Source organism: Chryseobacterium edaphi (assembly GCF_025628985.1).
Lineage (GTDB): Bacteria > Bacteroidota > Bacteroidia > Flavobacteriales > Weeksellaceae > Chryseobacterium > Chryseobacterium edaphi.
In genome coordinates this window covers 971,848-983,346 of the sequence record NZ_JAOTEM010000001.1, presented here as the reverse complement: position 1 = coordinate 983,346, position 11,499 = coordinate 971,848, and the positions used below count along the sequence as shown (strand labels likewise).

Sequence of the window (11,499 nt, the reverse complement as noted above, 5' to 3'; positions counted from 1 at the left end):
TATTGATTTGAGATTTGAGATTCGAGATTTGAGATTAAATAGTCTCAAATTCAATTATCAAATTAATTATTAATTTTTAGTTTTCTAATTTATCTAAGAACGGATAATCTTCCTGAGCGTAAACATACTCATAGATTTTTTCTGCAGTCGGATACGGAGAATTTTCCATAAACTCAATGCACTCTTCTACGAAATCTCTCGATTTGTTATCTGTAGCTTCCAATTCTTCTTCAGTCGCCCAGTTGTTCTCTAGGATTCTCGCTTTGATTAATTCAATCGGATCATCTTTCTTTGCGATAGAAACTTCATCCTTAGATCTGTAAGGTTCAGCATCAGACATTGAATGACCTCTGAAACGATAAGTTCTTGCTTCGATAAAAGTTGGTCCGTCTCCTCTTCTAGCTCTTTCAATTGCTTCATAAGCAGCTTCTGCCACTTTCTCAGGATCCATTGCATCAACAGCTAAACAAGGCATTTCGTAACCAAGACCTAGTTTGTAGATATCTTCGTGGTTTGCGGTTCTTTTTACAGAAGTTCCCATCGCATATTGGTTGTTTTCAACAACGAATACTACAGGAAGCTTCCAGTTCATTGCCATGTTGAAAGTTTCGTGAAGAGAACCTTGTCTTGCGGCACCGTCTCCGAAGAAACAGATGTTTACCGCTTTTCTGTCGAAATATTTGTCTGCGAAAGCAATACCTGCTCCCAAAGGAATTTGTCCTCCAACAATACCGTGACCTCCGTAGAAACGGTGTTCTTTACTGAAAATGTGCATAGATCCACCCATACCTCCGGAAGTACCTGTAGCTTTACCACAAAGTTCTGCCATGATTCTTTTCGGGTCTACTCCCATTGCCATCGGATGAATGTGACATCTGTAAGCAGTGATCATGCTGTCTTTAGTTAAATCCATTGCATGCGTAAAACCAGCCGGAATAGCTTCCTGACCGTTGTACAAATGTAAAAAACCTCTGATTTTTTGTTTTAAATAAAGAGAACGGCATTTGTCTTCAAACCTTCTCCACATAGTCATATCTTCATACCATTTCAGGTATACCTCTTTAGAAAATTCTTTCATGTGCTAGCTTCTTGCTTATTTATTATGAAATAGTTGAGCAAAAATATAAAAAAAACTTTGTTTTTATTATATATAGAGCAATTGTTTTTTTAGTTATAATGTTATATTTACATCACAAACTTCAATATGGAAGAAAAGAAGACTACATTATTACAAATTGTTTCAAGAATTATCTCAGATTTTTTCAATCCTTTAGTTTCTCTGGTTATTTATTTCGTGTATTTCAGCATTCAAAATTACACCTTTAAGGAAGCCTCCACGCACTTTTTACCTATTTTATTGATTACCATTCTTCCAGTAATTATCTGGATTGTGTGGAATGTAAAAACTGGTCGTTATACAAATATGGATGTATCAAACAGAGTTCAACGAAAAACGCTATATATCTTCATTGCAGTTTGTATTGTTTCCTATTTGACATTCAATTATATTAAAAACGGATTCATTGATTTTGTGATGCTGTTTATTCTAATCCTTTTATTCGCATTACAATTCAGTAATCTATATATTAAAAGCTCGATGCATACGGCTTTCAATGTTTTTGTTTCTGCATTATTCTTTGCATTTGATATAAAAATTGGTTTTGTCTGGCTTGCGATTGCAGTTTTGGTAGGAATAACAAGAATTATTCTGAAAAGACATACCGTGAAAGAAGTATTTATGGGAGCAGGCATCGCTGTTTTGGTTTCTTTTATTTATCTTTATTGCAATAATAAGTATCAGCGCAATGATTTACCAACTGAAGTGATTCCGGTGGAAACTACAATTAAGTAAGCGTTTGTGAAACCGATAACTTATTTTTAAAAATAAAATATGAAAATAAATCATCTTACATCAGCGGAAGAAAACTTAATGAAGCTTTTCTGGGACTTAAATTCATTCTATCTAAAGGATGTCATGGAGAAACATCCAGAACCAAAGCCGCATCAGAATACGGTTTCCACTTACCTGAAAATCTTAGTTGAAAAAGGTTATTTATCTACACAGAAAGAAGGAAGAATTTTCAAATACAGTGTTGTCGTTCCTTATGATGAGTACAAAAAGTTTATTTTACGAGAGCTAACTGACAATTTTTTCAATAATTCAGGAAAAGAAATTTTAGAATTTTTGTTTAAAGAAAATCTGGTTTCTCAGAATGACCTAAAAGAATATTTTGATCTTAAAATTGAAATGAAACCTGTAAAAGTAAAAACTCCTACATTAGAATATGCAGAAGAAATTCTAAATCCTAAAAAAGATAAAAAAGGAAAGGATAAGAAAAAGAAGAAGAAAAAAGATTGATTAAATTAGTTGATGGTTATCAGTTTTTAGTTGTTGGTAAAATAAAAACTCTAGATATTTCAAATAAATAAAGACATAAAAAAAGCGGCTTAAAAGCCGCTCTAATTTTTTACCAACGACTTCCGCCGCCTCCGTTACCTCCACGGTTGTTGTTACCTCCGTAACCACCACCTCCAGAATTACCTCCTGAACGGTTGTTACCATAACTTCCACCACCGCTTCTGTTATTATCAAAACTTCTTCTTGGTTTTTCTTCTCTTGGCTTAGCCTCAGACACGTTAAGAATCTTACCGTTAAGTTCTTTTTGATTAAGAGCTTCGATAGCTTGAGCTCCTTCTTCGTCACCCATTTCTACGAAACCGAAACCTCTAGAACGACCAGTTTCTCTGTCTGTAACAATTTTAGCAGATGATACATCGCCAAATTCTGCGAATAAATCGTGCAACTCATATTCTTTAGTTGCGTAATTGATGTTTGAAACAAAAATGTTCATTTTAAAAAAAAATTAAAAATTAATATAAATTCTGGTATAAAAGAAAAGCAACATAATAATGAACATAATATTGATTCCTGATATAAACGCTTGCAAGATACAATTAAATTAAATAAATCAAAACTTTTTTCAAACTATTTCATCTATTAAAGAAAATTTAATATAAGAATGTCGTAATTTAGCTTTAAATCAAACATTTACATGAAATATTTACCATCAATACATGTCTAAAATAAGCTAAAAAAACTATCAAAATAAAGATGAAATACCACACAACGAATTATATCAATACTTTTATAGAAGTCGCAGAAGACTGCCCAGTATCAATAAGTCAGATTCCATCTGAAAAGAAAGAAAAAACAATTGCAAATCTGCAATATGAATTTTTAATAAAAAGCCCTTATCAATATACATCAGATGATCTCATTTTTCAATGTTACAAGATTAAAAATGAGATCTCAGAAAGCGAAAAGGATAGTGAACGAGATAAATTCTTTTCAAAAGGTCAACCTTGTCTTCGGTGTTCAGCTTTAGCAAAAAGATACGGATTCGGATTCCATCATAATGAAGAAGGAAAAGTTGCTCTGATTCCCATTGAGAATAAAGAATATCAATATTTTTTAATGAATGATTCAATCAAAAAAGTAAAAGCGATGCGTTCCAAAAGAAATAATTGAGTTTATGAATATTTTTATTTCAATTAAACCTAGGTAAACACTCAGAAAAATCAGTTTTAAACATTAAATTTGTGCTGCAAATATCAATTACATGAATTATCACACCAGAAAATGGGTAAAACCTGAAGATTTAAATCCTAACCAGTCACTTTTCGGAGGAAAACTTTTGCAATGGATCGATGAAGAAGCTGCTTTATATGCCGTGATTCAACTTGAGAATAAAAAAGTAGTAACCAAATATATATCAGAAATCAATTTTGTAAGTTCAGCAAAACAGGGTGATATTATCGAAATTGGTATTGAAGTTTCAGCTTTCGGTTCAACTTCACTTACTTTAAAATGTGCAGTTAGAAATAAAATGACACACCAAACCATAATAACGGTAGAGAGGATCGTAATGGTCAACCTTGATGAAGATGGAAATCCTTCACCCCACGGAAAAACAAAAGTGGAATTTGTAAAAGACCGGCTCAACAATTCATTATGAAAATTCTCATAAAAAATATGGTTTGCGACCGATGTATTTCTGCGGTTCAAAATATTTTTGAGAAGGCCGAAATTAATATCATGTCTATAAATTTGGGTCAGGTAGAAACTGATTCTGAACTGCCACAAAACAGTTTTTCTGATATTGAAAATAAGCTCAATGAGATCGGTTTTGAAATTATCAAAGAACCTTCTCAACAACTTATCGAAAGCATAAAAAATCTTATCATCCTAAAAATCGGACGATTGGAAACTGATGAAGATTTTGTTTTATCAAATTTTCTAAGTGACGTATTACACAAAGATTACAGTTTATTATCTAAAGTTTTTTCGCAATATGGAAATATTACTTTGGAGAAATATTACATTCTTCAAAGAATTGAAAAAGTAAAAGAACTTTTGTTCAACAACGATTTTACTCTTACTGAAATTTCGATTCATCTAGGCTATAAAAGCGTTCAACATCTTTCATCTCAATTTAAAAGCAGTACAGGATACACTCCTACCGAATTCAAAAAACTAAAAGTCACAGATAGAAAACCGTTGGATTATGCCGGAGGGTTTTAGAGTTTTAGAGTTTTAGAGTTTTAGAGTTTTAGAGTTTTAGAGTTGAAATTAATTCTTTTTATAAGCAAACCCATAACTTTTCTTAAAGCATTGCTCCAACCCTCCAACCCTCAAACTCTAAAACTCTCTCTACTCCCACTTAAAAACCATCCAAATTCTATAAACATTATCCTTAAATTTATAACAGTCTTCCATTTTCATTTTGGAAATTTGTAAAATAAATTTAGGATCATGCAAAAGCAATATAAAATACTTGGGATGACCTGTTCAGGTTGTCAGAAAAAAATTTCAGAAAAACTCAACAGTCTCGAAAATATCAACGCTAAAATCAATCTTGAAGAAAATACAGCAACCATTACTTCTCACAAAGAAATTAATTTAAATGAATTAAATAAAGCTTTAAAAGAAATTGGAAATTACAAACTTGAAGATCCAAAAAGTCTGGATAATGCCTTTATAAAACCACAGGACAGAGTTTCTCCTTCTTCAGTTTATTATTGTCCGATGGAATGTGAAGGCGAGAAGGTATATTTCAGACAAGGTGAAAGATGTCCGGTTTGCAATATGTTTTTAGTTCCTATCGAGGAAAAATTAGCGAAGGATCCAAATTTCAAACCAACGTTTTCAACAACTAATTTACCCAAAAATTTTAAAGATCACGTTGGAGATTATTATTGTCCGATGTTTTGTGAAGGTGATAAAATTTATGATGAGAAAGGGGATTGTCCGATTTGTCATATGCATTTAGAGGAAATTACAGAAGATTTGGTTAAAAATTCAGTTTCAAATCATCAAACAAATTCTCATAATCATCAACATCAGGAAGCACCGAAAGTTACTGATGACATGGCGGGAAAATATTATTGTCCGATGTTCTGCGAAGGTGATAAAACATATGATTCTAATGTTGGTTGTCCGGTTTGCGGAATGGATTTGGTTAAATATCCCGATAAAAATGGCGACAACGAAGAAGACGAAACTTATAATATTTTAAAAAGAAAATTCATTACTTCTTTAATTTTCACAATCCCCGTTTTTATTCTTTCAATGGGCGGAATGTTCATCAACTTTCCTTTTTCTCATCAAATGCAGGGATTCACTGAACTTGCTTTGACGATTCAAGTCTTATTTTATTCCGGATGGTTTTTGATAAAAAGAGGCTTCGTTTCTTTTAAAACCTGGAACTTAAATATGTTTAGTTTGATTGCATTAGGCGTTTCGGCAGCATTTATTTTCAGTATTGTTGCTTTAATTTTCCCAAATATTGTTCCGCACGAAATCAGAGGTCACGGTCATGAAAGTCCTTTATATTTTGAGGCGGTTTGCGTGATTATTACTTTGGTTATTTTAGGACAATTAATGGAAGCTTTAGCTCACAAAAAAACAGGAAATGCCATTAAAGAACTTATGAATCTTTCTCCGGATGAAGCCAATTTAATTGTAAATGGAGAAGAAAAAAGAGTTCCGTTATCAGAAATAAAAATTGGCGATTTATTAAAAGTAAAACCAGGTGAAAAAATTCCGGTCGACGGAAAAATAACGGAAGGCAATTCTGTGGTCGACGAAAGTATGATCACCGGTGAACCGATTCCAGTTGAGAAAGAAATCAACGATCAGGTAACTTCCGGAACAATCAACGGAAATCAGGTTTTCATTATGAAAGCTGAAAAAGTTGGTGATGAAACGTTGCTGTCGAAGATTATTAAAATGGTGAATGACGCAAGCCGAAGTCGTGCTCCGATTCAAAAACTGACCGATAAAGTGGCAAAAGTTTTTGTTCCGACTGTAATTTTGGTCGCTGTTCTTACTTTTATATCTTGGCAGATTTTTGGCCCAGAAGGTAAAAAAAGTCTGTTTGCTTTCGTCAATGCAGTTGCGGTTCTTATTGTAGCTTGTCCATGTGCTTTAGGTTTGGCAACTCCAATGTCTCTGATGGTTGGAATTGGTAAGGGAGCGAAGAATGGTATTTTAATTAAAAACGCTGAAGCTCTTGAACAGATGAATAAAGTAAACGTTCTAATTACCGATAAAACAGGAACTTTAACTGAAGGAAAACCTTCTATTGAACATATTGAATCTGTAAATGATAATCCTAATTTAGTTTTAAAACTGGCTTATTCATTAAACCAAAATTCAGAACATCCGCTGTCAAATGCGGTCATTAAAAAAGCAAAAGAAGAAAATATTTGTGCTGAAAAAGTAAGTGAATTTGAGAATATTTCCGGGAAAGGTGTAAAAGGAATCATTGACGGAAAAAAAGTTTATTTAGGAAACGAAAATTTATTGACTTTAAATCAAATTCAAATTCCTGAAAATTTAAAACAAAAAGCTGTGGAAATTCAATCAAAAGCTCATACAATTTCGTACGTTGCTCAAGAAAATGAAGTTTTAGGATTTATAAGTTTTACCGATAAAATAAAGGAAAGCTCGAAAAAAGCAGTCGAACTACTTCAAAATGATGGAATTGATGTCATCATGATGACAGGTGATAACGAGCATACCGCAAAAGCAGTTGCAGAAGCACTTGGAATTAAACATTTTAAAGCCAATTGTCTTCCTGAAGATAAATTAAATGAGGTGAAAAAGCTGCAACAGCAAGGAAAAATCGTAGCGATGACAGGAGACGGAATCAATGACTCCCCTGCTTTAGCACAAGCCAATATTGGAATTGCAATGGGAACAGGAACCGATGTTGCTATTGAAAGTTCAGAAATCACTCTGTTAAAAGGAGATTTAATTGGTGTAGCAAAAGCGAAAATTCTTAGCGAAAAACTTCTTAAAAATATCAAAGAAAATCTTTTCTTCGCTTTCATTTATAATGTTTTGGGAATACCGATTGCGGCAGGATTGTTGTATCCGTTTTTTGGAATTTTGTTATCGCCAATGATTGCAGCGGCGGCGATGAGTTTCAGTTCTTTATCTGTGATTTTAAATTCATTAAGGCTAAATTCTGTGGATTTAAATATTAAATAAATAGTTTTAATCTCTCGCAGATTGAGCTGATTGAGCAGATGATTGCGTGTAAAAATTCAAATTAAACTTAAAATCTGCGTAATCTGCAAAATCTGCGAGAGAATTTAATAGCATGTAAGTTTTATCTCACCGACACTTTAAAGATTCAAAAATGGAAAAAGAAAAAATCTACATCGGATGTTCAGGATTTTACAACAACGATTGGAAGGGTTCTCTTTATCCGGAAGATGCAAAAAGCAAAGACTATCTTACTCTCTATTCTCAACAGTTCAATTCGGTTGAAATTAATTCAACTTTTTACAGAAAACCGACCGCAAAAACATTGACAAAATGGTTCGACGAAACGCCTGAAAATTTTAAATTTTTCATTAAAATTCCTAAGACTATTTCACACGAAAAGAGACTTGAAAATTGCAAAGATGAAATCACAGAATTTTGTAATCATATTGAAACACATTTAAAGGAAAAACTTGCCGGATTTTTGTATCAGTTTCCTCCCTCTTTTAAAAATACAGATGAGAATTTAAGCATCATTTTAGAAAATATTGATGATCGCTTTTTAAACGTCATTGAATTCCGTCATGAATCGTGGTGGAATGATGAAATTTATAAAACCTTAAAAGACAATAACATCGTTTTCTCCGGTGTAAGCTTTCCAGGGAAGCTTTCAGAAGAGGTAATTGTCAATTCTGAAGAAATACTGTACTATCGTCTTCATGGAAAACCTATTCTTTATAAATCAGAATATTCAGAAAATTTCCTAGATGATTTAGCTAAGAAAATTAAAAAGTCATATATGAAAACATATGTATTCTTTAATAATACCTGGGGAAATGCAGCCATAAAAAACAGTATATATTTGAAGAAAATTTTAGGTTAAAATATTTTATTAAAATTTTATTAAAAACCTAAAAGTGTTACTGAAATTGGCTTGAAATTTGTTAACTTTATTTTTGAAAATTTAACATTTTTTAACAATTTAATTTCCATTTACTTTTATGAAAAAAAACTTTGCGGAAAAGTCTGTGAACAGGACTTTTCTTGGGGTGTTTGCATTGATGAGTGCAACCACAATCTTATTACACAGCTGCAATGAGAAAAAAGACAAGAAAGAATCTCAAAAGATGATTTCAGAAAAACATCCCGTCGCAATCAAAGTCCAGAATATTGATGATAAAAATATCATCTCAGACAAAAGAGTCATCTATCTTACTTTTGATGATGGACCCAATCGAGGTACAGACAATCTCTTAAAAATACTTCATAAAAGAAACGTTTGCGCAACAGCATTTTTGGTCGGTCAACACGCAGCAGGAAGCAAAGGGCAAAAAGACGATCTTGAATCTTTAAGAAAAGATAGATTAGTTGAATTAGCCAATCACAGTCATACTCACGCCCATAATAAATACACAGAATTTTATAGAAATCCTGCGGCTGTAATTCATGATTTTGATACTGCAAAAGACAGTTTAAAATTAAAAAATAAGATTGCAAGAACGCCGGGAAGAAATATTTGGAGGCTCAATAATGTTACAAGTACGGATCTTAAAAGTTCAAATGAAGCTGCAAACAGCCTGAAAAATGCGGGTTATAAAATTGTCGGTTGGGATCTGGAGTGGAAACCCACCAATAAGATGGCACTGAAAGGAAATCATCAGGAAATGCTCAAAAAAGTAGACAGCATATTCTTTAATGATTTAGAAAAAACTTCAAGACATTTGGTTTTTCTTACACATGATCAATATCTCACAGATGCAGATTCTATTAATGAGCTCGACTTATTTATAGAAAAACTTCAGAAAAGCAATCGTTTTGTTTTTAGAAAAATTTCAGAATATCCTAGAATTAATGAGGTTTTGAATTAATTTAATCTCCCACAGATTTCACAGATGGTCACAGATGTTATTTTTTCAATTAAATAAAATTAAACTCAATCCTCTGTGAAAATCTGTGCAATCTGTGGGATTTTAATTTAACAAAATTCATATTTAAATAGTTTTTCTTTTCTAAATTTCAGAAATTTGCAATTATGAGTATTCAGGAAAATTACAACAACATAAAAGATCAGCTTCCGGCAACTGTTCAGCTTGTGGCGGTTTCAAAAACACACCCAATTTCAGCAATTCAGGAAGTTTATGAATTAGGACAAAAAGTTTTTGGTGAAAATAAAGTTCAGGAATTGACTGAAAAATATCCTTTACTCCCGAAAGATATTGAATGGCATTTGATCGGTCATCTTCAAACCAACAAAGTAAAATACATTGCAGAATTTATTGACACCATTCAAAGTGTAGATTCAGAGAAACTTCTCAATGAAATCAACAAAGAAGCTGCAAAATATAACCGAAAGATTAATGTTTTACTTCAGATAAAAATTGCCGAAGAAGAAACAAAATTCGGATTTGAAATTGAAGAAGCAAGAAATCTGTTTCAAAAATTCGTTAACGGTGAATTTTCCAATGTAGAAATAACCGGATTAATGGGAATGGCAACTTTTACGGAAGATGAAAATCAGGTTAGAAAAGAATTTAAAATTTTAAAAGATCTTTTCGATGATTTAAATAAAACGAAACCTTTACAAACCCTTTCGATGGGAATGAGCGACGACTTCCCTATTGCTATTGAATGCGGAGCTAATTCTGTGCGCGTTGGTTCGGCAATTTTCGGGCGAAGAGATTATTCCCAATCGTAGATTTAGGAACAGTTTTTGATGCAATTGAGCAAAAATTAACTAAATTTGCGACTATGCAAAAAATCCTTATTGTAGAAGACGAAAAAGCAATCTCCGGTGTACTTCAAAGTATTCTTTCGGATGAACTTACCGATTACGAATTTGTTATTGCCGAAGACGGCCTTGAAGGCTACAAACAAGTTGAGAAAGAAGACTTTGCCTTAGTAATTTCAGATATCAAAATGCCTAAAATGTCAGGTACTGAATTTTTAAAACAAAGTTTGATTTTAAAGCCTGAATCTACATTTATCATGATTTCCGGACATGCCGACATCGATTCTGCGGTAGCTTGCTTAAAGGATGGAGCTTACGATTTTATCTCAAAACCAATCGATATCAACCGATTGATTACCAGTGTGAAAAATGCTTTGGTAAAGGAAACTTTGAAGAAAGAAAACAAAAATCTTCAAACCGAAAATAAAACTCTGAAAAGAAAAGTCAACAAGAAATACCAAATGATCGGTGAATCTGCGGCTTTGAAGAAAATTCAGGAGATGATTGAAAAAGTGGCGGTTTCTGATGCAAGAGTTTTGATTACAGGTCCAAACGGTGCAGGTAAAGAATTGGTCGCTCATGCAATTCACAATTTAAGTGAAAGAGCAAGAGGTCCGATGGTGGAAGTAAACTGTGCTGCAATTCCTTCTGAATTAATTGAATCTGAACTTTTCGGCCATGTAAAAGGTTCTTTTACAGGTGCTATCAAAGATAAACAGGGAAAATTTGAACAGGCAACCGGTGGAACTATTTTCTTAGATGAAATTGGAGACATGAGTCTGATTGCTCAGGCTAAAGTTTTAAGAGCATTGCAGGAAAGCAAAGTTTCTCCTGTAGGAAGCGATAAAGAAATAAAAGTTGATGTAAGAGTACTTGCAGCAACCAATAAAAATATGGCTAAGGAAATCGAAGCCGGAAGATTCAGAGAAGATTTGTATCACAGACTTTCTGTGATTGAAATCTACGTTCCGCCTTTGGATGAGAGAAAAGAAGATATCAAATTGTTGGTAGACCACTTTTCAACGATGATTTCTGATGAGCATGGTACTGCTCTGAAAAAATTTGACGACACTGCAATTGATGCTTTAAAAGCTCTTGCATGGACTGGAAATATCAGAGAACTGAGAAATGTTGTTGAAAGATTAATTATTCTTGGAGGAGCTACGGTTTCTGAAGAGGATGTTGCAAGTTTTGTGAGAAAATAATTTAATTATTAATT

At 32.9% G+C, this 11,499-nt stretch carries 12 protein-coding genes; 10 read left to right on the top strand and 2 right to left on the bottom strand.

The window, feature by feature from the left end; all coding sequences use genetic code 11:
* Positions 1 to 76: 76 nt before the first annotated feature.
* A complete protein-coding gene (gene pdhA / locus NZ698_RS04590) occupies positions 77 to 1,078 on the bottom strand; it encodes a pyruvate dehydrogenase (acetyl-transferring) E1 component subunit alpha (protein WP_263001910.1) in 1,002 nt (333 codons plus the stop codon).
* A gap of 126 nt (positions 1,079 to 1,204) precedes the next feature.
* Between pdhA and NZ698_RS04585 the strand changes: the two genes are divergently transcribed.
* Together NZ698_RS04585 and NZ698_RS04580 are read left to right on the top strand one after the other, a co-directional pair.
* Positions 1,205 to 1,852, top strand: a complete 648-nt coding sequence (locus NZ698_RS04585; protein ID WP_263001909.1) for a phosphatase PAP2 family protein — start codon at positions 1,205 to 1,207, stop codon at positions 1,850 to 1,852.
* A 39-nt stretch (positions 1,853 to 1,891) separates the two neighbouring features.
* Entirely contained in the window at positions 1,892 to 2,359 is a 468-nt protein-coding gene (locus NZ698_RS04580; RefSeq protein ID WP_263001908.1) for a BlaI/MecI/CopY family transcriptional regulator, read from the top strand.
* Positions 2,360 to 2,468: 109 nt separating this feature from the next.
* Here the strand turns inward: NZ698_RS04580 and rbp are convergent, their stop codons facing one another.
* Positions 2,469 to 2,852: an RNA-binding regulator gene (gene rbp / locus NZ698_RS04575; protein WP_263001907.1), complete on the bottom strand. Its 384-nt coding sequence runs from the start codon at positions 2,850 to 2,852 to the stop codon at positions 2,469 to 2,471.
* Between the two features lie 260 nt (positions 2,853 to 3,112).
* Between rbp and NZ698_RS04570 the strand changes: the two genes are divergently transcribed.
* The 8 genes from NZ698_RS04570 to NZ698_RS04535 all read left to right on the top strand — a co-directional run bounded on the left by NZ698_RS04570 (position 3,113) and on the right by NZ698_RS04535 (position 11,485).
* A complete protein-coding gene (locus NZ698_RS04570) occupies positions 3,113 to 3,529 on the top strand; it encodes a DUF6157 family protein (protein ID WP_263001906.1) in 417 nt (138 codons plus the stop codon).
* Between the two features lie 91 nt (positions 3,530 to 3,620).
* Positions 3,621 to 4,016: an acyl-CoA thioesterase gene (locus NZ698_RS04565; RefSeq protein ID WP_263001905.1), complete on the top strand. Its 396-nt coding sequence runs from the start codon at positions 3,621 to 3,623 to the stop codon at positions 4,014 to 4,016.
* Positions 4,013 to 4,582 carry a helix-turn-helix domain-containing protein gene (locus NZ698_RS04560; protein ID WP_263001904.1) on the top strand — a complete coding sequence of 190 codons (570 nt, stop codon included), beginning with the start codon at positions 4,013 to 4,015 and terminating at the stop codon, positions 4,580 to 4,582. The genes NZ698_RS04565 and NZ698_RS04560 overlap by 4 nt, the downstream gene beginning before the upstream one ends.
* A gap of 231 nt (positions 4,583 to 4,813) precedes the next feature.
* Positions 4,814 to 7,555, top strand: a complete 2,742-nt coding sequence (locus NZ698_RS04555) for a heavy metal translocating P-type ATPase (protein ID WP_263001903.1) — start codon at positions 4,814 to 4,816, stop codon at positions 7,553 to 7,555.
* Positions 7,556 to 7,706: 151 nt separating this feature from the next.
* Positions 7,707 to 8,435: a DUF72 domain-containing protein gene (locus NZ698_RS04550; RefSeq protein ID WP_263001902.1), complete on the top strand. Its 729-nt coding sequence runs from the start codon at positions 7,707 to 7,709 to the stop codon at positions 8,433 to 8,435.
* Positions 8,436 to 8,553: 118 nt separating this feature from the next.
* The gene (locus tag NZ698_RS04545) at positions 8,554 to 9,420 is read left to right on the top strand and encodes a polysaccharide deacetylase family protein (RefSeq protein WP_263001901.1); all 867 of its coding nucleotides are present in this window, start codon (positions 8,554 to 8,556) and stop codon (positions 9,418 to 9,420) included.
* A gap of 164 nt (positions 9,421 to 9,584) precedes the next feature.
* Positions 9,585 to 10,247: a YggS family pyridoxal phosphate-dependent enzyme gene (locus NZ698_RS04540; protein ID WP_263001900.1), complete on the top strand. Its 663-nt coding sequence runs from the start codon at positions 9,585 to 9,587 to the stop codon at positions 10,245 to 10,247.
* A 53-nt stretch (positions 10,248 to 10,300) separates the two neighbouring features.
* A complete protein-coding gene (locus NZ698_RS04535; RefSeq protein WP_263001899.1) occupies positions 10,301 to 11,485 on the top strand; it encodes a sigma-54-dependent transcriptional regulator in 1,185 nt (394 codons plus the stop codon).
* Positions 11,486 to 11,499 lie beyond the last annotated feature (14 nt).

Excerpts from the sequence above, each read along its gene's own strand:
- pdhA (WP_263001910.1), bottom strand. The coding sequence starts at position 1,078 with ATGAAAGAATTTTCTAAAGAGGTATACCTGAAATGGTATGAAGATATG.
- NZ698_RS04585 (WP_263001909.1), top strand. The coding sequence starts at position 1,205 with ATGGAAGAAAAGAAGACTACATTATTACAAATTGTTTCAAGAATTATC.
- NZ698_RS04580 (WP_263001908.1), top strand. The coding sequence starts at position 1,892 with ATGAAAATAAATCATCTTACATCAGCGGAAGAAAACTTAATGAAGCTT.
- rbp (WP_263001907.1), bottom strand. The coding sequence starts at position 2,852 with ATGAACATTTTTGTTTCAAACATCAATTACGCAACTAAAGAATATGAG.
- NZ698_RS04570 (WP_263001906.1), top strand. The coding sequence starts at position 3,113 with ATGAAATACCACACAACGAATTATATCAATACTTTTATAGAAGTCGCA.
- NZ698_RS04565 (WP_263001905.1), top strand. The coding sequence starts at position 3,621 with ATGAATTATCACACCAGAAAATGGGTAAAACCTGAAGATTTAAATCCT.
- NZ698_RS04560 (WP_263001904.1), top strand. The coding sequence starts at position 4,013 with ATGAAAATTCTCATAAAAAATATGGTTTGCGACCGATGTATTTCTGCG.
- NZ698_RS04555 (WP_263001903.1), top strand. The coding sequence starts at position 4,814 with ATGCAAAAGCAATATAAAATACTTGGGATGACCTGTTCAGGTTGTCAG.
- NZ698_RS04550 (WP_263001902.1), top strand. The coding sequence starts at position 7,707 with ATGGAAAAAGAAAAAATCTACATCGGATGTTCAGGATTTTACAACAAC.
- NZ698_RS04545 (WP_263001901.1), top strand. The coding sequence starts at position 8,554 with ATGAAAAAAAACTTTGCGGAAAAGTCTGTGAACAGGACTTTTCTTGGG.
- NZ698_RS04540 (WP_263001900.1), top strand. The coding sequence starts at position 9,585 with ATGAGTATTCAGGAAAATTACAACAACATAAAAGATCAGCTTCCGGCA.
- NZ698_RS04535 (WP_263001899.1), top strand. The coding sequence starts at position 10,301 with ATGCAAAAAATCCTTATTGTAGAAGACGAAAAAGCAATCTCCGGTGTA.